This is a genomic window from Sorangium sp. So ce834 (assembly GCF_051521425.1).
GTDB lineage: Bacteria > Myxococcota_A > Polyangia > Polyangiales > Polyangiaceae > Sorangium > Sorangium cellulosum_D.
This window is the reverse complement of sequence record NZ_CP150351.1, coordinates 8,698,746-8,717,873: the sequence shown is the minus strand read 5'-3', so window position 1 is coordinate 8,717,873 and position 19,128 is coordinate 8,698,746. Positions and strand designations below refer to the sequence as shown.

The window sequence follows — 19,128 nt, the reverse complement described above, 5'->3', positions numbered from 1 at the left end:
CGCCGGAGGGGGCTCGCAGGAAGGCGGGGAGAACGTCGATTCGGCTCCTCCCGCCTCCCTGCACCTCTCTGATCATCACCTCACGGCGAGCGACGGCGCGACGCCGGTCATCCGGGGCTGCCCCCATCGCCCCGTGGGGCGCGCCGCGCGAACGGCCTCGGGACAGGCGTCCTCGCGACGCGGAGCGCCGCTCCTCGGACCGGCCTAGGCCTTGACGGGGCGAGCGCGGGGCGCGCCGCGCCGGCCGCGACCTGCGCCTCGATCGCGTCGAACATGCCCGTGAGCTCGCGGTAGCACCGCTCGATGAGCTGGAGCGCCTCGGTCCGCGCCTCCTCGTCGAGGGCGATGGCCTCGATTCGAGCGTCGGTGTCTTCCTCGAACACGTCGTGGGCCCTCTCGACGTCGAGGTGCGTCTGGGAGAAGTAGCGCAGGCGGCGCCGCTCGCCGATGCGCACCAGGTAGCGCGCGACGCGCTCGAAGAAGACGTGTCCCGCCGACTCGAGCGTCAGGAGCAGCGTGAGCCGGCCCGCGTCGTGGCGCGCTCGGACCGCGTCCGAGAGCAGCGCGAGGCTCGCGGTGCGCGCGGCGCGATGACGCTCGCCGAACAGCTCGGCCGCCGTGGGGGGCTCGAGGCCGAGCGCCGCCAGATCGCCGAGGAACCAGCGGTCGTGCCCCGCGTCCTCGAGGCGATGGCGGTGCACCACGCGCTTGTACTCCGGATCCGTCGCGCGCTCATCGCAGATGCGCAGGATGTCCTGAAATGTCATCACGAAGAACATCAGACAGACCGGGAAAGGCGCGAGCCGCTCGAAAGGCGGGTCCGTCGAGAGGCGCGCGAAGAAGGGGTGGTCGCTGAACTGCTCCTGATGGCGCACAATGTGCTGCTGAACGATTTTCATGGGCTGGCTTTCTCCGAGAGCCCGTAAGAGTGCAAAACACATACCGAAAACGGAGCGTCCGGTACGTCGCCAACCGCGCTGAGGAGCGCTGAGAGGCCCTGCGTCCGCCGGCCGAGGCGGTTCTGGGTGGGCGTGAGTGACGCGCAGGACGAAAGACACGGAGGAATCGGTGCACAAGCTCGATCGACGTACGTTTCTGGACCTCGTGGGGCTGAGCGGGCTCGGTCTGGCCATGGGCCCGGGCTGCGCGCCGGGCGACGCGGGGCGCGGGCCTGATGAGGCGGGCGAGGCGCTGTCGGACGGATTGCGCGCGGCGTCGGCGCTCTCGCTCCGGACCCGGCTCACCGTGGATTACGGTGTTCCGTTTCCGCTCGTCAGCGCCGGCATGGCGTTCGTCAGCCTTCCTCCGCTGGTCGCCGCGGTCTCGAACGCGGGTGGGATCGGCGTGCTGGGGTCGGCGACCGAGCCGCCTTCCGTGGTCGAGGCGCGGATCCGGGCGACCAAGGCGCTCACGGCGGGCCTGTTCGGCGTGGATTTCATCGTCGCGACCGGGCCCATGGGCGCTTTCGTCACGCGGGACCACATCGATGTCTGCGTCGCCGAGGCGGTGCGGCTCGTGATCTTCCACTGGAACGCGCCGGAGGTCGCCTGGGTCGACGCGCTCCACGCGGCGGGCGCGAAGGTCTGGGTCCAGGTGGGCTCGGTCGCGGCCGCTCGCGCCGCCGTCGCGGTCGGCGCGGACGGGATCATCGCGCAGGGGTCGCAGGCCGGCGGGCACGTGCGGGCCACGTCGACGACGAAGTCCCTCGTTCGCGCGATCCGCAGGGGCGTGAGCCCGGCGCTGCTCCTCGCCGCGGGCGGGATCGCGGACGGGGCCGGCGTCGTGCGGGCGCTGTGGCACGGCGCCGACGGCGTGGTCGTCGGCACGCGGCTGGTGGCGTCCACGGAGGCCTACGCCCATCCCGACTACAAGGCTCGCCTCGTCGCGGCCGGCGCCGGGGCCACGGCGGTACAGACCTTCTTCGGCCCGGAGTGGCCGGGTCAGCGCCAGCGCGTCCTGCGGAATCGCGTCGTGCGGCGGTGGGCCGGGAGAGAGCCTCGGATCCCGGATCCGCCGCCCCCGCCCGCCACCATCGGCACCACGGTGCTGTTTCCCGGGGTCCTGGACGTCCCGTACGAGATGCCCAAATTCAGCGCGATCGTGCCCACGCCGGACACGGTGGGCGACCTCGAGGAGATGGATATGCCCGCCGGCTCCGAGAGCGTCCTGTCCATCGCCAGCGTCAAGCCAGCAGCCGAGATCGTGGCGGAGATGATGACCGAGGCGCAGGACATCCTCGACGTGCTCGCGACCGGCGTGCTCGGCGCCGGCGTGCTCGACGCCGACGCGCCTGGCGCCGGGCCATCGGACGGTGACGCGGACGACGACGAATCCGACGATCGTGCGTCGGACGACTGACGGGCTGCAGAGCGGCCCGGCCGGAGGCCCGCGCGGGCTCGGGCGCGGGCCTTCCGGATTGTGCCGGGGGCGCCCGCGGTGATAAGGCACGGCGCGTGATCGGACGTTTTTTTCGCGGGATCTGGCAGGAGTACGTCATCGACCTGCGCGATCGGCTCGACGCCGAGGCGGCGCTCCATCGGGCCGAGACTCCCGCGGGCGAGGTCACCCGCCGCATGGTGAGCGTGTTTCTCACCGTGATCGGCGTGCTCATCTTCGTCCGGTTCGCCGGCAACGAGAACGACACGCGCTGGATGGTGGATGGCCTGCGCGCCGTGGGCCTCGACGACGTGGCGGCGCGGCTCCACGACGCGCTGAACACCTCCCCGGACCGCCGCTTTCACCAGCGGATCGTCTGGGCGGTCGGCCGCCTCGCCGGTTACCTGCTCCCGACCCTCCTCGTCGCGCGCTTCGTGCTGGGCGTGCCGATCCGGACCCTCGGCCTGCGCGTCCGCGGGACGGCGCGGCACTTGTCCATCTATGCCTTTTTCTTCGCGGTCATGGCGCCGGTCCTCTACGTCGCGTCGCTCTCGCCGGCCTTCCAGGCGAAGTACCCCTATTACAAGCTCGCGCGCGGCGAGGACCTCTGGCCGTGGTTCTGGGCGTGGGAGGCCCTTTACGCCGCGCAGTTCGTCGCGCTCGAGTTCTTCTACCGCGGCTTCTTCATCCACGGCGTCCGCCGCGCGCTCGGCTATGCCTCGATCTTCGCCATGATGGTGCCTTATGCGATGATCCACTTCGGCAAGCCGTTGCCCGAGGCGCTCGGCTCGGTGCTCGCCGGGTTCATCCTCGGCACCGTGAGCCTGAAGAGCGACTCCATCTGGGGCGGCTGCGCGATCCACGTCGCCGTCGCGACGTCGATGGACCTGCTCTCCCTGTGGCATCAAGGGCGTCTGTAGCGACGCGCGCGCCTCGAATCGCCATCGCCGTCCAGCAGCACCGTTCATTTCTCCGGAACCACCGCTGCAGCGCAGATTCAAGGAGAGTCACCCCGGTTCTAGCGCGGTGGCAATATTCCTGAATGAGCGTCGGGCGAAGGCGCTCTCGTTCAACGCGGCACGACGTTGCGGTCGATGGCGTGTCCCGCCGCGCCTGCCAGCGGGTCCCCGGGCGATGGCCGCAGGTTCGAGGGCGCACACGGAGCGCAGGATCCTCGAAAGAAAAATTTGAACATGCGCGGGCGACGGGCAATTGTTAAGGACTATGACAAAGTCGCCCCTCCTCGCCCTCGTCATCGCCGCCGCGGCTTCCCTCGTGCAACTTGGCTGTGCTGTGCTCCCGGAGGATACGGAGGAGCCCGTCGATGCGGACGAGCAGGCCGCGATCATGGGGAATGGGCTGACGTTCAACGGGCTGACGTTCAACGGGCTGACATTCAATGGGCTGACGTTCAACGCGCTGACGTTCAACGGGCTGACGTTCAACGGGCCCGTCATGGCGGCGCTCTCGGATCCGCGGGGCCGCCAGCAGCTGTCCGCCATCGTGGGCTGCGCGCTCCCCAAGGGGGAGGCCATCCGCCTGAACATCGACGGTGTCGACCACTCCTTCGAGGGCTCGATCGGCCTCGCGCCCGAGTGGGGCAAGTCCGGCGGCGCGTGCGGGGAGAACTGCAAATCCTGGGTGTCCGCGTGCGTCATCTCCCGGGTCAACCACCTGGGCCAGAGCGTCCAGATCTCGGCCCGGGGGAAGGACAAGGCGCTCGCCAGCGCGAGGGCGGAGCGCGAGGGATACACCGCGCGCGAGGGCGCCTATTTCGGAGACATCTTCGCGACCCCGCAGAAGCTCCACGCCTGCGTCGCGCCCGGCGCGTCGCAGATCCCCCGGGTGTGCGGGCCCTCCATCCAGGGCTGCTCCCCCATCGACGTGCTCGGGGAGTGCGATGACGTCTGCGGCCACGAGCTCGACGACGGCGCTTTCGACAAGTGCAGGGATCGCTCCGGCAAGATGCAGAAGGCCGCCGTGACGGTGTTCCTGGCCCCGTAAACCAGCTCACGTTCCGCGCGGCCGGCGAGCCCCGAGCCTCCCTCGGTGGCCGCCGCCGGGCGGAGCGCGACATGAGCCTCGGCGGCGCGGAGCTCGCTCAGCGCTTCCGCGCGAGCTGCGGCTCGGTCTCCCTGACGCTCTCGCGGGAACCGAGGCGCTCGCACCACGCGCGCAGGCGCGGGTGCGGATCGAAGAGCGACGCCTCCGGGGTCAGCAGGAGATAGCGGACGATCGGCAGGACCATGATGTCCGCCAACGTCAGCCGATCGCCCGCCAGGAACTGCCGGTCTCCGAGGAAGCGATCGAGCTCGGAGAGGCTCGTCCGCACGACCGGGACCGCCGCCTGCACCGCGGCCTCGTCCGGCGCGAGGCCGCGCGCCGCCGCGAACAGCCGCTGGCCCACGATGCCGGGGCCCGCGGCCCTCCAGAAATACCAGTCGACGATGCCGATCGCCTGGTTCATCCGCGCCGCGTCGCGCGGGTCGCTCGGCTGGAGGGGCGGGGAGGGGACCACCTGGTCGAGATACCGGAGGATCGCCTGCGTCTCGTACACCCTGAAGCCGTCGTGCTCGAGCACGGGCACCTTCGCGAACGGATGCCGCTCCCGGTGCGGCGGCAGGAGGTGCGCGCCGAAGGCGACCTCGACGAGCTCATAGGGGATCTTCTTCTCGACCAGCGCGATCTCCGTGCTCCAGGTGTAGGTCGAGCCAGGGGTGCCATAGACGATCATGCGCGACATGACAGCTCCTTTGACGAGAAACAGGGGCGCGGACGCGCGGCGCGAGCAGGCATGGAGCGCCCCTCTCGCCGCGCCTCCGGCGGTTCGCGCCAGCGCGCGGCCGAACCCGGCGCGCCGTATCGCGTAAGCCAATACTTACCGGTTCGACGGGGCCGGTCAAGCGGAAGATCGTTCTTGCGGCTGCCTTTGCGCCTGCGCATGCTGGATCCATGGATCCGGTCGGTGCGGTGCTGGCGGCACTCGCTGATCCGACGCGCCGGCAGATTCTCGAGCGGGTGCGCGCACAGCCGCTCTCCGTGGGGGACATCGCCAAGACGGTGAGCGTGAGCCGCCCCGCGGTGTCGCAGCACCTCCGCGTGCTGGAGGACGCCGGGCTGCTCCGGTGCCACAAGCGCGGTCGCCACAATTTCTACGAGGTCGACCGCGAGGGGCTCAGCGCGCTGCGGGCGTATGTCGAGAGCTTCTGGGACGATGTCCTCGGCGCCTTCCACGCCGCGGCCGTCGAGGAAGCGGAGCGCAAGAAGCGGCATTGAGGGCGGCGCTCCGGGCCCTCGGCCGCGGGCCTCCCGGGGCCGGTCAGGCCAGGGTCCTGCCGCCGTTCACGGAGAGCTTCTGGCCCGTGATGAACCTGGCGGCGTCGGACGCGAGGAAGACCACGGCGTCGCCGATCTCGTCCGGCGTGCCCAGGCGCCGGAGCGGGTTGCCCGCCGCATAGCCCTCCATGGCCGCGTGGCTCGCGCCCTCGCTGAGGTGGCGCTCGACCGGGACCCAGCCGGGCGCCACGAGGTTGACGGTGATCCCGTGCGGGCCGAGCTCCACCGCCCACGAGCGCGTGAGGCCGAGCTGCGCGCCCTTGGCCGAGACGTAGTTGGAGAACGCGGGGACGCCCTGCTCGAAGACCTCGGACCCGATCTGGATGATCCGGCCCGCGCGGCGCTCCTTCATCCCGGGGACCACCGCCCGCGCGAGGAGGACCGGGCTCTTCACGAAGAACTCGAGCTGATCGAGGCAGTGCTGCCAGGTCAACTCCTCGATGGTCACGTGCGGCTGCGGGCCCGTCGCGTTCAGCACGAGCACCTCGATCGGACCGAGGCGCGCCTGCACCTCGTCCACGAGGCGGGCGACCTCCCGCTCGTCGCGCACGTCGGCCTGGAACGCCTCGGCCTCGCCGCCGCCCCGGCGGATGTCGTCGACAACGCGCCCCGCGCCCTCGCGGCCGGCGAAGTAGTTCACCGCCACCCGCGCCCCGGCGGCCGCGAGCCGGCGGGCAATGGCCGCCCCGAGGCCGCGGGACGCGCCGGTGACCAGGGCTACTCGTTTCGATAGATCGTGCGCCATTCAGGCCTCTCCAGGGGATGGGTGACCGCGGGTCGCCCGGCGCCGCGAAGGAGATCGGCCGCGCAGGCGCGCCTCCGGGAGCCTCCCTCCCGCGCGGCGCCGCTCGCCGCGCGCAGCGGGCCAGGGTCGGTCGCCGCAGGTGGTATCGACTGCGATCCAGCAATACAAGATTTTTCCGTCATCCTGCCTTGCTGCTGCATCGTATGTGAATCTTCTTACCCGTAGAAGTGAAGTTTTTCAACGCGATGCGCCACTGGTCGACCTCCGAGCATCGTACGCTGGGACACATGAAACCACGAACGATGCGACATGCCCTGCGTCCCCTCGTGATGCTCGCCATCGGGCCGGTGTTCTGTGCGGCCGTGGGGATCACGCTGATCCACGCCTGGCTCGACGTGCGGCGCCGGCCGCGCGAGCGGCGTCGCTTCGGCCGCGCTGCGGTGCGGCATCGCCTCCAGCGGCCGCGGGAGCATGCGGGCTGCGATTGACACGGCGCTTCCTCGACACGACGGCGCGCGATGGCGCGCGACCGCACGCGACCGCGGTCCGGCTCAGCGCACGAGGAGGAGCCAGAGGAGCGCCGCGGCGGTCGAGGCCAGGGTCACCGGGACACCGACCCTGGCGTAGGAGCGAAAGCCGATCTCGCGCTCGGCGCCCACGGTCTCCACGACGATGATGTTCGCCACCGAGCCGAGCAGGGTGAGGTTGCCGGCGAGGGTGGACACGACGGCGGTCGCGATCCAGGCGAGGTGCGGATCGGGCTGGCTGCGGATGTACGACTCCGCGAGCAGGATGAACGGGACATTGGAGACGATCTGGCACCCGACGAGCATCGCGATGCTCAGCCCGAGCAGGCCGAGCGTCGGCCCCGCGGGGAGGTAGGGGCTTGCGTCGCGCAGCGCCTGCTCGGGCATGCCGGTCTTCTGGAGGCCCGCCACCACGATGAAGAGGGCGCCGAAGAACACGAGCACGGTCCACGAGATCCGGTCGAACAGGCCGCTCGCGTCCCGCCGGTGCAGCAGGATCGCCGCGGTCGCCCCGCCGATCGCCGTCCACGCCAGGTTCGCGCCCAGCACGAACAGCACCGACACGACCGCGAGGCACGCGAGCGGCACGAGGGCGCTCGGCCGGGCGCCCCTCGTCAGCACGGGCGCCGCGGATTCGGGCGCGTGCGCGGGCGTCGCGGATGCGTGAGCGGGCGTCGCGGATGCGAGCGTCGCGGATGCGGGCGCGGGCGTCGCGGATGCGAGCGTCGCGGATGCGGGCGCGGGCGTCGCGGATGCGAGCGTCGTGGATGCGGGCGCGAGCGTCGCGGATGCGGGCGCGGGCGTCGCGGATGCGGGCGCGGGCGTCGCGGATGCGAGCGTCGCGGATGCGGGCGCGGGCGCCGCGGATGCGGGCGCGGGCGCCGCGGATGCGGGCGCGGGCGCCGCGGATTCGGGCGCGGGCGTCGCGGATGCGGGCGCGGAGGCCTGCACCGCGATGCGGCGCCGGAGCATGAGGTGCAGCATCGCGGCCGTGACGGCGAGCCCGATCAGCGCGGCGGGGCCGGCCTCCAGCAGGTACGCGCGGTACTGGATGCCGGACAGCTGACCCACGAGCATGTTCTGCGGGTTGCCGGCGAGCGTGAGCGCGCTGCCGGCGTTGGCGCCCATCGCGAGCGCGAGCAGGTACGGCACCCGATCGAGCCCCGCGCGCCGGGCGGTCCGGTCGACGAGCGGCGCCAGCATCACGCAGACCGAGTCGTTCAGCAGCACCGCGGAGGCGAGCCCGGCGCCGAGCGTGACCAGGTAGAGCAGGCGGACCGGCGAGAGGTTCCGCCGCGCGACCCACACGGCGGCGCGCTCGAACACCCCCGCCACGTCGAGCGACGCCGAGAGCAGCATCATGCCGAGCAGCAGGCCGATGGTGTTCGGCTCGACCGCCGCGAACGCCTCGTGCGGCGTCAGGCCGGCGCCGGGCTCGATCGCGCTCAGGAGGACCATCGCGCACGCGCCCGCGAGCGCGCCGGCCGGGCGCCCGATGGGCAAGATCGACAGGCGCCGCGCGGCGATGAGGATGTACGTCGCGGCGAATACCAGCAGGACGGACCACACGGCGCGGCATCAGAGCGGCGGGGGGTGCGCGTGTCAAACGGAGCGGCGCGAGCCGCGCTCGCCGCCGGCCTGCATTCCGGCTAAGCAGGCAGCGACGGCCGCGGACCGGCGGGCGGGCGGGGCGCTCTCCCGGGCTCCGCGGGGAACGCCAAGGCATGCGCAGGCAGCTCTCGACCCCCACCGCGATCCTCCTCGGCAGCGCCATGATCGCCGTCGCGGTCTACCTCGGCCTGCGCCACGGCCCGGCCGCCGTCGCCCCGGATCCGCGCGTCGCCGCGGGCGATGCCTCACACCGGGGCGAGCCTGCGCCGCGCGCCGGGGCGGCGGAGGGCGCGCGCGCGCCGGGAGAGGGCGCGCCGGCGCCGCAGCGCGCGCCGGCCGTGCCGCGCGAGGAGGTCGAGAGGCAGGCCGCGCGGGCGCTCGACGCGCGCCGCCCGGCCCTGGTCGAGCGCTGCTACAAGCCGGCGATCGCGGCGCGGCCGGCGCCGCGCGAGGTGAAGTACGTCTTCAACCTGACCTTCGACGCCCAGGGCCGGCAGATCGCGCGCGGCATCATCGAGGACCGCGAGACGTCGCGCCCCGACGTGACGGCCTGCCTGGTCGCCGCGCTCCCGCCGATCGCGGTCGAGCCGCCCGGCGCGAGCGTGCGCGTGGACGTCCCGTTCTCGCTGCCGTGACGGGGGCCGGGCCCGCCGGCGCAGGGGCCGCGCGCGTCGCCCTTGACGCACCCGCCTGAACGCCCGATGCCGGAGCGGTGACGCCCGACCAAGCCTTGAAGGAAGCGGCCACCGGCGCCCTTCGCCCGGTCTACCTCGTGATGGGGGAGGAGCGCTGGCTTGTCGATCGCGTGGTGAGCGCGCTCCGGGAAGCGGCGGCCAAGGGGGGCATCGCCGGGTTCAACGAGGACAAGTTCACCGCGGGGGACACGCCCGTCGAGTCGATCCTCGGCGCCGCGCGGATGCTCCCGATGATGGGCCCGCGCCGCTTCGTGCTCGTCCGCGGCGTCGAGCGCTGGGAGAAGAAGGACGACGCCGACGGCGACGACGGCGACGACGAGCGCGGCGGCGCGGGCGGTGCGGGAGGTAAACGGAGCGCGTCGAAGCAGGCGAGCCCGCTCGACGCGCTCGCCGAGTACGCCAAGGCGCCGTCGCCGAGCGCGGTCCTCGTGCTCGTGGCGGCGAAGCTCCACGGCCAGCGCCGCCTCGTCACGTCGGCGAAGAAGGGCGACTTCCTCGTCTCGTGCGAGCCCTTGAACCGCCGCGCCCTGCCCGGCTTCATCACGTCGATCGCCCGCGAGAAGGGCAACCCGATCTCCAGCGACGTGGCCGACCAGCTCGCCGAGCTCGCCGGGCCCGAGCTCGGGTACGTGGTCGACGCGATCGAGCGGCTCTCGCTGTACGTCGGGCCGAAGCAGCCGATCACCGAGGACGCGATCGCGCAGGTGGTCATCCGGGTCCGGCAGAGCACGGTCTGGGAGCTCATCGACGCGCTCGGGCGGCGCCGGCTCGATCGCGCGCTCGCGGCGCTTTCGGACGCGTACGACCCGCGCGACGGGGGGCTGCGCCTGCTCGGGGCGGTCTCGTGGTCGGTCCGCCAGATGGTGAAGTTCGAGTCGGCGCTCGCCGGGGGCGCGAGCCAGGCCGAGGCGGCCCAGCGCGCGGGCGTGGCCCCCTACAAGGTGAACGACGTGGCGCAGACGATCCAAAAGCTCCCGAGGGGCGCGCTCGGCGGCTGGATGCGCCTGCTCGCCGAGGCCGACCTCGCGCTGAAGAGCAGCCGCCGCCCGGCGCAGGCGGTGCTGGAGACGATGCTGATCGAGATGTGCGCGCGCTGAGCGGGAGGCCGCGGCGGCGAGATCGGGGATGCGCGGGGGCCCGCCCTCGTGAACGAGGATCCGCCGAACGAGGCCGGGGCGCGATGCCTGGTTTCGCGTCGCCCGAGTTCGTACGTGGCTCCGCCATGAGAAGAATTTGAACCACCGAGGCACGGAGGGCACAGAGGAGAGAGAAGAGAGAGCAATAGTTTCTTCTCTCTCCTCGTTCCCCCTGTGCCCTCTGTGGTTCCTCCTCTCATGAACCAGGGAAGAGGCTGGGCGATGCGGTATCAGGCGGGCTTTCGTGCCCAGGCGCCGAAGACCATGTCGCTCACGTACGTGGCATTCGCCTTCGTTCGCTCGTCCGCGAGGCGCTCTTCGAGCGTGTCGACGTCGATCTCGGCCTCGGTGGCGACGCCCTGCTGCACGATGCGCGGCAGCATCGCTCGGATGATCGCGGCGGTGCGGTGGTGCGCCCGCGGCGTTTGCACGATCGCCTCCGCGCGCACGCGCACGACGTCGAGGCCCGCCTGCTCGAGCACGGCGGCGAGGTGGAAGCCGATGTGGATGTCGGCGCCCTCGCGCTCCACCGTTCGCCACATCCATTGATGCGCGCGTTCATGAAGCGGCAGCGGCTTCAGGCTCGCAGGCACCATGGTGGCGTCGTGCTCCTGGAAGACGACCAGGCCGCCGGGGCGCAGGGCGCGGGAGAGGCCCTTCACGGCCGCCGCCGGGTCGGGCTGGTACATCAGGACGCGCCTGCCCACGACGGCATCGAAGAGGCCGTGCTCGGGCGCCAGCGCGCCGAGGTCGCCCTCGGCGAAGGTCACGTTCGGCAGCCCGAGCTCGCGCGCCCGGTCGCGCGCCGCCGCGAGCGGGCGCGCGTCGCGGTCGATGCCCACGACCTGCCCCCGCCCGCCGACGAGCTGCGCGATTCGAAACGAGACATCCCCGGCGCCGCAGCCCACGTCGAGCACGCGCATACCGGCGCCGAGGCCCGCATCGGCCAGCAGCCGGTCGGTCATTTCTCCAACCATGTCGATCATCGGTCCACGCTCCTCCGCTTCGTTGGCCCTCCTCGACACGTAGGGCGAGCGGCGCCGCCGCTGAAGGGCGTCGTTTGTTGACGGATCGGCGGATCTTTCGATCGGGGGACTGGGGCTAGCCGAGCAGCGCCTCGAGCGCGCCCTTCTCCCGGAGATCGCTGAAGCTGTGGGTCGGGGCGCAGGCTTCGAGCTCCGCGAGGGCGTACGTGCCCGTGGCCACGGCGATCGACTCCGCGCCGATCGCCCGGGCCGCCGCGATGTCTTTCGGCGTGTCGCCGATGATCACGACGCGGCACGCCTCGAGCGGCGCCTCGAGCTTCGCCGCCCCGCGCGCCGCGCCGATGCGCAGGAGCTCGTCGCGGAGCTCGTGATCGCAGCCGAAGCCGCCGAACGCGAACCGCTCGTAGATGCCGACGCGCGTGAGCTTCGCCTGCGCCCCCGCGCGGACGTTCCCCGTGCCGAGGCCGACGGCGCACCTTGCCCGCCGGGCGGCGGCGTCGAGCGCGTCGAGGACGCCGTGGTGGACCCGGGTCTCGCCGGCGAGCGACATCTCCTCGGCGAGGATCTCGACGTAGAGCGCGAGGAGCGCGTCGATGGCGCTCTCGGTGACCTCGCGCCCGAGCGCCTCGAGCCCCGCCCGGATGATGGCCCTGTCGGTCATGCCGGCGAACGAGAACGCCTCGCACGCGTCGGGCCGGCCGGCAAACCGGTCGAAGGCGCGCTCCATGGCGCGCCGGCCTGCGCCCCCGGTGGAGAGCAGGGTGCCGTCGATGTCCCAGAGGAGGACCGTGGGGCGCATGCCCCCATGGTAGATGCGGCGCGGGCCGAGGGCGAGCGCGGAGGCGCGGCGGATGGTCGTCAGAACGCCCTCCGACAGGGCGCGACGGCGCGGATGAGCACGCCTCGCCTCCCGGGCCGGCCTTTGCAAGGTCCGGAGCTCTCAACATGGGTACCGCACCCGGACACGTCGCGGTCGCCCGGACAGGGGAGGCGGTCACCCGGACATCCCGCGCGCCGCCCGGACAGGGGCGGCGGTCACCCGGACACGTCGCGCGCCGCCCGGACAGGGATCGCGGTCACCCGGACACGTCGCGCGCCGCCCGGACAGGGATCGCGGTCACCCGGACACGTCGCGCGCCGCCCGGACAGGGATCGGGTCACCCGGACAGCGCGCCGGCGCGACCGGTAGCGTGCGGGCGTCCGGCCAGCGCGGGCGTCCAGGCGGCTGTCCGGAGGACGCCTCTCCGCGCAGGGTATCAGGAACGCGCAGGCGGAGACCGACGTGGACACGTCATGCTTCTGCCAGCAGACGCGGTTTCTGCGCGTTGATGCACGAAGATAGAGAATTGAAGAGCGCTCGACGTAATGCATGGTTCGCGCGGCGCCTGCGTGCCTGTCGAGCGCTTCGAGCGCAACCGTGCGCCGATCTCTGCTATGAGGGGCCCGTCGAGGGCGGGAGATCGCGTTGCTCGGGCTCTCGTGCAGGTCACAGGCGCCGGTCGAGGGACAGGGCGCCTGCGAGCACCTCGCGAACTGCACAGGGCGCCGGTTGCGCGGAGGGTGCCCGGGAGACAAGACCATGCGACGCTCGCCACGAAGCCCGATCACCGCGGTCCTCCTGCTGCTCTCGTGCGCCGCGCCGGCGGCGGCGGAGCCGCTCCCGCGACGCCGCCCGTCGACCGGACCGGAGCAGGAGATGCTCGACGAGGCGAAGCGGCTCGTGGACCAGGGGCGCATCGCGGACGCGCGCGATATCCACCTGACGCTGTGGCGGCTCACGAAGAGCGCCTCCGACGCGTTCCGCGTGGGGATGCTGTCGTTCCGGCTGCGCGACTTCCAGATGGCGGCGGAGTTCCTGGCCATCTACTTCGACATGGTCGGCACCCCCGAGGCGCCGAAGATCTGGGTGCCGCCGGGCTTCAAGGAGAGCTACGAGCTGGCGCGGGCGAACTTCGCGGAGGCGCGGCGGCACGTCGGGGCGATCGAGGTGCGCGTCAGCGAGCCGGGCGCGGCCGTGCTCGTGGACGGGCGGCAGGTCGGCGTCTCCCCGCTCCCGCACCCGGTCTACGTCGCCCCCGGCCAGCACCGCGTGGGCGCGCAGCTCGCCGGGCGACAGGTCGAGGTGCCGGCCGCCGTCGACGCGGGCGGCGAGCGGACCGTCTGGCTGGTGCTCCGGCGCGCGGACGCGGAGGCGCCTGCGCGTCCATCGACGAGCAAGGCGGCCGTCCCGCTGGGCGCGGCGCCGCCGCGGGCCGCGCGCGATCCGGCGCTCCGGTGGTGGACCGTGGGCGGGCTCGCGGCCACGTCGGTCGCGCTCGGCGTGGTCGGGGGCGTCTCGACCGCGGAGGCCAACGACGCGGCCGGCGATCGGGACGCCGCTTTCGTCCGGGCGCGCTGGGAGGCGTTCCGCTGCCGGCCGGGGCTGCCCGCGTGCGACGCCTACGCGGAGGCCGACGGGCGCGCGAGGACGTTCACGGCGCTGTCGGTGGGCGCGTTCATCGGGGCTGGCCTCGCGGCTGGCGGCGCCGTGGCCGCGGGGTTCCTGCTCGCGCCGGAGGCGACGGTCCGCGTGGGGGCGATGGGGGGCGCCCCCGGCGCGGTGCTCTCGTTCGGGTGGTAGGGGTGCGGCGTCGCGCCGGCGGGCTCCGGGGGAGCGGGGGCCGCTCTCGCCCGATGCTCTGCGTGATCGTTCACTTCAGATGAGAATTCGATGGCGATCGTCGTAATGCGATGTGCGTGTGTGATTCGACGCCTGCCATGAATCTCCGTGATCCCGAGGGCGAGCAGGCCTGGTACCGTGCCGCGCATGTGGAAGCGGCGGCTGTGCGCCTCCTGCGCGGTGTTCCTCGCGGGTCTCCTCTGGGCGGCCTGCACCGGTGACGCCTACGTCGACGTGGAGCAAGAGCCCACGTGCGATTCGACGGAGGAATGTCAGCCCGAGAAGACCGGAACGGAGTGCATCGACGGGCGCTGCCAGTGCGCCATCGCCGAGGAGGAGAGCTGCTGCGAGCCTGGGGCCGTGGAGGAGGAGGGCGACCGGTGCGAGCGGGCGTGCCGACCCGCCAGCGAATGCACCGCGGCGGCTTGCGAGACGTCTCGGGACTGCCCGGGGCCCGTGGACCCGAGGTGCGGTCATGCGCTGTGCGTCGCCGGCGTCTGCAGGCTTGCGCTGCGTGAGCAGCTCGAATACCAGCTCCCTGGCGACTGTCGGGTCGTCAAATGCGACGATGTCGGGGCGATCCGGGTCGAGCATTCGGGGAGCGACGTCTTCGACGACGGCAACGAGTGCACGATCGATCGCTGCATCGACGGGGCCAGCTCGCACGTGCCTCAGCCGACCGGGCCATCGCCGGAGACGTCGGGGTATTGCAAGGACGGCAAGTGGGTTGGTTGTCTACGAGACGAGGACTGCGGAAACCCGTCCTATGCATGTTCCGGGTCCGGCAGATGCGTCCACGAATGGTGCGAGAACGGCATCCTGGATGTGTCCTCCGGAGAGACCGCGCTCGACTGCGGCGGTCCCTGCGATCCGTGCGCATCCGGGCAGCCGTGCGACAGCGACGACGACTGCGTCGAGCAAATCTGCGCGGACGACGGGACGTGCGCTCACGCGCGCTGCGGCGACGGTGTGCTCAACGGATCGGAGACGGACGTGGATTGTGGAGCTCCGTCTTGCCCGGCGTGTGATCCGGGAAAGAGGTGCAGCTCGCACGGGTCGTGCCAGAGCGGCGTGTGCTCGGATGGCCGGTGCCGCGAGGCGAGCTGTAGCGACGGAGTGATGAACGGCGACGAGACCGGCCTCGATTGCGGCGGCCCCTGCGTCTCGTGCCCGCTGTACATCGACGGGCCAGACACCTGACACGAGGGATCATGAAGCTATTGAGAAGTTTCGCCGCGGCGTTCGCGGCGCTCATCGTCGCGTCGTCCTGGCTCGCTTGCTCGGACCCTCCGCCACCCCCTTACACGCCGCCGCCCGAGTGCAGAACCACGGCGGACTGCGAATTGCCTTATAACGTGGACCCGAGGTGCGGGGAGATCGCCTGCGTCGAGGGGACCTGCGAGCTCGAGCTGTTCGAGACATCGAGGAGCCAGTACCGAGGCGACTGTGAGATCACGCGCTGCCATGAGGGGCAACGTGTCGCCGAGCGTGACCCGGAGGACGTGTGGGACGATGGCAACCCGTGCACCGAGGACGTCTGCGAGCCGACAGGTCCCGCCAACAAGTTTGTAGAACCTTCCCCGGCGCCCTCGGGCTCCGGCTTCTGCAATGGCAGTGGACAGGAGGTTACATGTTTGTACGACGCCGACTGTGAAGACCCGGAGCTGTTCTGCTCGCTTCTCGGGAACTGTATTCCTGTCGAGTGCAAGAACGGCATGCTCGACCCTGATTTCGGGGAGACGTACATGGACTGCGGGGGGCACTGCGATCCGTGCAGGATAACGCAGCCGTGCAAGAACAAGTACGACTGCCTCACGGGCGTGTGCGGGCCGGACGGGACGTGCTCGGTCGACAGATGTCGTGATCGCGTGCAAAACGGCAACGAGACCGATGTGGATTGTGGCTTCGGTTGCTACCCGTGTGCAGACGGGTACAAGTGCCGGGCCAACGAGAACTGCGAGAGCGGGATCTGCTTCGCTGGGAAGTGCCAGGCGCGCACGTGCAGCGACGGCCGACGGAACGGCGAAGAGGAAGACGCGGACTGCGGCGGGGATTGCCCTCCGTGCCGTTAGCGGGGGGGCTCGTCGGCGGCGAGGGGGGAGCGGAGGGCCTCGTGCAAGATCAAGCGTCTGACGAAATCGTTGCCGAGCACATCAGGTCGCCTTGAGGCGAGCGAGCCGTCCGTTTTCGAGGAGCACCCAGGGGGATGATGCTGCGTACGCCTCGGTTCCGGCCATGGGCAGCCGTGGCGCATCCGTGAGCTGATCGAGCCCCTTGTCTCGGAGCCGCACCCCACGCTCGGTGAGTCTGTAGACCTCCGATAGCATGGGGTAGCCGGCATTGGGCGGCTTTGGACCAGGGGCCCGATCCATGGCCGCGCTCGAATCGTGCCCTGCCCAGTCCTCCAGCCGCTGCGGGAGGAACAGATCTCCCGTACAGGAAAGGAGATGCCACAGGTTCATTTGCGCTTCCGATTCGTGGGCGACCAAGGCCAACGGGGTCTTCCACTCCGTCGAGAGGAGGGCAAAAACTATATCGTCGAATCGGCTGAGACGCAGGGAGCCATCCGCGGGTTTCCTTGGAAAGAAGCAAGAGAGAAGTGCCCATAAGGAGGCGAGCTCTGGAAATCCTTCAACGCCACGGATGCAGCTTTCAACGAATGGCAACGGGTTCTCGTCGACGTATCTGTCCCAGAGGCCAACGGCACGATCGTGCCGCTCGCGCGGCCAGGGACACGCACTGGCGATGCGGTCGAGGAGAACCTCATCTGGATGATCAGACACGGACTCCGAACAGGTAAACGGACGCGTCAAAACCTCACGGCTCGCTGCGCTCGACAGCGGAACTGGCTCAAAGTCGAGAAGAAATACGTCGCTGTGCGGTATCCCAAGGTGACGCAACCAGCTGCAGGTCCTCCAGAGGTTCACCCGCTCGTGAAGGCTCGCCGACACCCATACGACGACCGGGGGCTCCCAGCGGACATCCGACGAATAAAGCCTATCCCACTCTTCGCCTATGTTCCACCACGCCTCGCGCGCCCGAGCATGCTCCACGGCGTCCCGGCGGCTCGGTCCTATAATTAGGCAATCGGACGAGCGCACCAGGTTGGTTGCACCGATGTGCGATAGACGTTCCACCGTCCGTGTGTCGAAGGCGACGTGCGTTCCTGCGCGAAGCATTGGATGGCTGTTCATGTTCACTCAAACCCGCAATCGTAGCACTCGCGATATGAATAGCTCTTCTCGAGCTGGCAATCGCGCCGGCAGATGGCGCAGAGAGTCTTGCGTCCCTCGATGGTGCGCGTGCAAGGCCAGCCCTTGCCCTGGCAGTTGACGAACATATCGGTACATGTCTTGCTTGGCGAGCACGAGCCCGCCATCGCGAGCTCTGCGCTACCTATCTCTCGGCTCCGTCTTCTTCACCTTCGTCGTTGTTCGGGTAATCTCCCGCTCTCGCGGATCCTGTCGGGTATCCAGCACCCGCGCCTCCCGGCTCCACTGTGTCGCAGGTGTAGGACAAATCGCATGCCGATACGAGCATCAATCCGAGCCCGCCGCACAGCACGAGCGCGCTCGCCTTCGCCCTCAGACCGTCTCCAATCTCTCCTCCTGCCGGATGAGCGGAGCGTTGCCCCAGCGGATGAGCGGAGTCAACAGGTTGTCTCGGCCGCAGTTATGTCCTCACGGCATCGAAGCGACGTTATGGGCATGGCCGGTCGGCCGCGTCGCGGGGTCGAGGCCCGCAGCGGCAACTCGATGCCGTCTCCGTTCGCCGGCTCGGCGGGGACGTCCTCGGAGGATTGTTCGTTGCCTCCGGCGTCGGCATACGGGGTCGACCCGCATCCGTCACGGCGTGTAATCTCGCTATGCCCCGACGCCTGGGGGAGCTCCGGGAGAGGGACTGCGAGGTGGCGAGAGGAACTGAGCCCTCGGCAGTCGCTGACACCCCTCCGACGCGGGGATGGTCGTATCTCTCGCGCGTGCTGCCCGCCGATTCAGCTCCGGAGTCCATTCCCGGCACCTCACCCGGAGGATACGGCGAGAGCCGTGTCCGTCTGAACGTGTGACCTGCACGCGACCTGAATAATTTTGGCGCCGCTGAACTGCTCCTGCGAGCTCGACAGCACGTTCGCGACCCTCGGACACCTTCCCAGACCCTCTCCATCCGGGTAAGCCTCATGCTTATGCCCAAGAAGCAGAACAACACTCATTACGACCGCTGGCGCGACCAGGCCAAGGCCGCCGCTCAGACGGAGAACCCCCTCAAGGTGCCTTACGACGTCGCCCTCAAGGAGGCAGGTCAGGTCGCCGGATTCTTCGACAAGCACTGGGAGCCCACGGCCACGCTGTCAGGCCTCAGGCGCGTCAAGGCGCGCTTGCCCGAGAGCACCGGTGAGGAGATCGTCTCTCTGGTGTACGCGGTCCAGGAGGCGCAAACGAAGCTGCTCCTGCTCGTCGATCCCGTCGTCGTCGACCACGGCGAGCGCGCGCGCCTCGTCCTCGACGAGCTCGAGTCCGCCCTCGAGTTCCTCCTCGACGACGGCGTCGAGGAGCCCGCGGACGCGCAGCTCACGGCCATCCAGGAGTTCCACGCCGACATCGGCCAGCGCTCCAGCGCGCTGCACCAGGCGCTGAGCGACTATGCCGGCCTCGCAGACGCGCTGAAGGACCGGCTCGTGGAGGTGGACGAGGAGTTCGACGTCGCCCTCATCACCGAGGCGAAGGAGCTCGCGCGCGCGCTCGCCGCGGCGCCGGCCGCGCGGCCGGCGGCCGATTCCGAGGTCAAGGAGGCGACGCGGATCCGCAACGGGCTGCTCAGGCTGCTCCAGGAGAAGACGGCGCTGGTGCGGAAGGCCGCAGCGCGGGTGTTCCAGCGGAATCCGGAGGTGCTGCGCGAGGTCACGAGCAGCTACGAGCGCCGCCGCCGCGCCGCCGCGCGCCGCGCCAAGGCCGCCCGCGACGCGGCGAAGCCCGAGAGCGCGCCCGCGAAGGGGCCCGGAGAGAGCCCTCTCCTCGGCTGAAGCGCCGCGCCCCCGCAGCGCCGCGCCCCCGCAGCGT

The 19,128-nt window shown here is 70.9% G+C and carries 18 protein-coding genes; 11 read left to right on the top strand and 7 right to left on the bottom strand.

What is annotated here, in order from left to right:
• Window positions 1–107: 107 nt before the first annotated feature.
• Window positions 108–899, bottom strand: a complete 792-nt coding sequence (locus tag WMF20_RS31745; protein ID WP_437605609.1) for a hypothetical protein — start codon at window positions 897–899, stop codon at window positions 108–110.
• A gap of 169 nt (window positions 900–1,068) precedes the next feature.
• Here WMF20_RS31745 and WMF20_RS31740 point away from each other — a divergent pair, with 169 nt between their 5' ends.
• From WMF20_RS31740 to WMF20_RS31730, 3 genes are all read left to right on the top strand, one after another.
• Window positions 1,069–2,358 (top strand): nitronate monooxygenase, encoded by a 1,290-nt coding sequence (locus tag WMF20_RS31740; protein ID WP_437605608.1) that lies wholly within the window; start codon window positions 1,069–1,071, stop codon window positions 2,356–2,358.
• 95 nt (window positions 2,359–2,453) lie between these two features.
• On the top strand, window positions 2,454–3,296 hold the full coding sequence (locus tag WMF20_RS31735) for a CPBP family intramembrane glutamic endopeptidase (protein WP_129577902.1): 843 nt from the start codon (window positions 2,454–2,456) through the stop codon (window positions 3,294–3,296).
• A 304-nt stretch (window positions 3,297–3,600) separates the two neighbouring features.
• On the top strand, window positions 3,601–4,380 hold the full coding sequence (locus tag WMF20_RS31730) for a hypothetical protein (protein WP_437605607.1): 780 nt from the start codon (window positions 3,601–3,603) through the stop codon (window positions 4,378–4,380).
• Window positions 4,381–4,477: 97 nt separating this feature from the next.
• Here the strand turns inward: WMF20_RS31730 and WMF20_RS31725 are convergent, their stop codons facing one another.
• Window positions 4,478–5,119, bottom strand: a complete 642-nt coding sequence (locus tag WMF20_RS31725; RefSeq protein WP_437605606.1) for a glutathione S-transferase family protein — start codon at window positions 5,117–5,119, stop codon at window positions 4,478–4,480.
• A gap of 209 nt (window positions 5,120–5,328) precedes the next feature.
• Here WMF20_RS31725 and WMF20_RS31720 point away from each other — a divergent pair, with 209 nt between their 5' ends.
• Window positions 5,329–5,652, top strand: coding sequence for an ArsR/SmtB family transcription factor (locus WMF20_RS31720; protein WP_061628859.1), 324 nt, complete (start codon window positions 5,329–5,331; stop codon window positions 5,650–5,652).
• Between the two features lie 43 nt (window positions 5,653–5,695).
• On the opposite strand, the gene WMF20_RS31715 is transcribed toward WMF20_RS31720, so the two are convergent.
• On the bottom strand, window positions 5,696–6,457 hold the full coding sequence (locus WMF20_RS31715) for an SDR family oxidoreductase (protein WP_437605605.1): 762 nt from the start codon (window positions 6,455–6,457) through the stop codon (window positions 5,696–5,698).
• 287 nt (window positions 6,458–6,744) lie between these two features.
• Here WMF20_RS31715 and WMF20_RS31710 point away from each other — a divergent pair, with 287 nt between their 5' ends.
• Window positions 6,745–6,945 carry a hypothetical protein gene (locus WMF20_RS31710; RefSeq protein WP_129577898.1) on the top strand — a complete coding sequence of 67 codons (201 nt, stop codon included), beginning with the start codon at window positions 6,745–6,747 and terminating at the stop codon, window positions 6,943–6,945.
• Window positions 6,946–7,008: 63 nt separating this feature from the next.
• Here WMF20_RS31710 and WMF20_RS31705 read toward each other — a convergent pair whose 3' ends face one another.
• Window positions 7,009–8,553, bottom strand: coding sequence for an SLC13 family permease (locus WMF20_RS31705; protein WP_437605604.1), 1,545 nt, complete (start codon window positions 8,551–8,553; stop codon window positions 7,009–7,011).
• A 155-nt stretch (window positions 8,554–8,708) separates the two neighbouring features.
• Between WMF20_RS31705 and WMF20_RS31700 the strand changes: the two genes are divergently transcribed.
• Both WMF20_RS31700 and holA read left to right on the top strand, forming a co-directional pair.
• Window positions 8,709–9,230 (top strand): hypothetical protein, encoded by a 522-nt coding sequence (locus WMF20_RS31700; RefSeq protein ID WP_437605603.1) that lies wholly within the window; start codon window positions 8,709–8,711, stop codon window positions 9,228–9,230.
• Window positions 9,231–9,307: 77 nt separating this feature from the next.
• Entirely contained in the window at window positions 9,308–10,387 is a 1,080-nt protein-coding gene (gene holA, locus WMF20_RS31695) for a DNA polymerase III subunit delta (RefSeq protein WP_437605602.1), read from the top strand.
• A gap of 269 nt (window positions 10,388–10,656) precedes the next feature.
• On the opposite strand, the gene WMF20_RS31690 is transcribed toward holA, so the two are convergent.
• Both WMF20_RS31690 and WMF20_RS31685 read right to left on the bottom strand, forming a co-directional pair.
• On the bottom strand, window positions 10,657–11,412 hold the full coding sequence (locus WMF20_RS31690; protein ID WP_437605601.1) for a class I SAM-dependent methyltransferase: 756 nt from the start codon (window positions 11,410–11,412) through the stop codon (window positions 10,657–10,659).
• A gap of 115 nt (window positions 11,413–11,527) precedes the next feature.
• A complete protein-coding gene (locus tag WMF20_RS31685) occupies window positions 11,528–12,211 on the bottom strand; it encodes an HAD family hydrolase (protein WP_437605600.1) in 684 nt (227 codons plus the stop codon).
• A 780-nt stretch (window positions 12,212–12,991) separates the two neighbouring features.
• On the opposite strand from WMF20_RS31685, the gene WMF20_RS31680 reads away from it, so the two are divergent.
• From WMF20_RS31680 to WMF20_RS31670, 3 genes are all read left to right on the top strand, one after another.
• Complete coding sequence (locus tag WMF20_RS31680; protein ID WP_437605599.1) at window positions 12,992–14,032, top strand: hypothetical protein; 1,041 nt, start codon at window positions 12,992–12,994, stop codon at window positions 14,030–14,032.
• A 177-nt stretch (window positions 14,033–14,209) separates the two neighbouring features.
• Window positions 14,210–15,271 carry a hypothetical protein gene (locus tag WMF20_RS31675; protein WP_437605598.1) on the top strand — a complete coding sequence of 354 codons (1,062 nt, stop codon included), beginning with the start codon at window positions 14,210–14,212 and terminating at the stop codon, window positions 15,269–15,271.
• Between the two features lie 11 nt (window positions 15,272–15,282).
• Window positions 15,283–16,143: a hypothetical protein gene (locus WMF20_RS31670; RefSeq protein WP_437605597.1), complete on the top strand. Its 861-nt coding sequence runs from the start codon at window positions 15,283–15,285 to the stop codon at window positions 16,141–16,143.
• 81 nt (window positions 16,144–16,224) lie between these two features.
• Here WMF20_RS31670 and WMF20_RS31665 read toward each other — a convergent pair whose 3' ends face one another.
• Complete coding sequence (locus WMF20_RS31665) at window positions 16,225–17,265, bottom strand: hypothetical protein (protein ID WP_437617193.1); 1,041 nt, start codon at window positions 17,263–17,265, stop codon at window positions 16,225–16,227.
• Window positions 17,266–18,254: 989 nt separating this feature from the next.
• Here WMF20_RS31665 and WMF20_RS31660 point away from each other — a divergent pair.
• Window positions 18,255–19,091: a hypothetical protein gene (locus WMF20_RS31660; RefSeq protein ID WP_437605596.1), complete on the top strand. Its 837-nt coding sequence runs from the start codon at window positions 18,255–18,257 to the stop codon at window positions 19,089–19,091.
• The last annotated feature ends 37 nt before the right edge of the window (window positions 19,092–19,128 follow it).

Excerpts from the sequence above, each read along its gene's own strand:
- WMF20_RS31745 (WP_437605609.1), bottom strand. The coding sequence starts at position 899 with ATGAAAATCGTTCAGCAGCACATTGTGCGCCATCAGGAGCAGTTCAGC.
- WMF20_RS31730 (WP_437605607.1), top strand. The coding sequence starts at position 3,601 with ATGACAAAGTCGCCCCTCCTCGCCCTCGTCATCGCCGCCGCGGCTTCC.
- WMF20_RS31725 (WP_437605606.1), bottom strand. The coding sequence starts at position 5,119 with ATGTCGCGCATGATCGTCTATGGCACCCCTGGCTCGACCTACACCTGG.
- WMF20_RS31720 (WP_061628859.1), top strand. The coding sequence starts at position 5,329 with ATGGATCCGGTCGGTGCGGTGCTGGCGGCACTCGCTGATCCGACGCGC.
- WMF20_RS31715 (WP_437605605.1), bottom strand. The coding sequence starts at position 6,457 with ATGGCGCACGATCTATCGAAACGAGTAGCCCTGGTCACCGGCGCGTCC.
- WMF20_RS31710 (WP_129577898.1), top strand. The coding sequence starts at position 6,745 with ATGAAACCACGAACGATGCGACATGCCCTGCGTCCCCTCGTGATGCTC.
- WMF20_RS31700 (WP_437605603.1), top strand. The coding sequence starts at position 8,709 with ATGCGCAGGCAGCTCTCGACCCCCACCGCGATCCTCCTCGGCAGCGCC.
- WMF20_RS31690 (WP_437605601.1), bottom strand. The coding sequence starts at position 11,412 with ATGATCGACATGGTTGGAGAAATGACCGACCGGCTGCTGGCCGATGCG.
- WMF20_RS31685 (WP_437605600.1), bottom strand. The coding sequence starts at position 12,211 with ATGCGCCCCACGGTCCTCCTCTGGGACATCGACGGCACCCTGCTCTCC.
- WMF20_RS31680 (WP_437605599.1), top strand. The coding sequence starts at position 12,992 with ATGCGACGCTCGCCACGAAGCCCGATCACCGCGGTCCTCCTGCTGCTC.
- WMF20_RS31670 (WP_437605597.1), top strand. The coding sequence starts at position 15,283 with ATGAAGCTATTGAGAAGTTTCGCCGCGGCGTTCGCGGCGCTCATCGTC.
- WMF20_RS31665 (WP_437617193.1), bottom strand. The coding sequence starts at position 17,265 with ATGAACAGCCATCCAATGCTTCGCGCAGGAACGCACGTCGCCTTCGAC.
- WMF20_RS31660 (WP_437605596.1), top strand. The coding sequence starts at position 18,255 with ATGCCCAAGAAGCAGAACAACACTCATTACGACCGCTGGCGCGACCAG.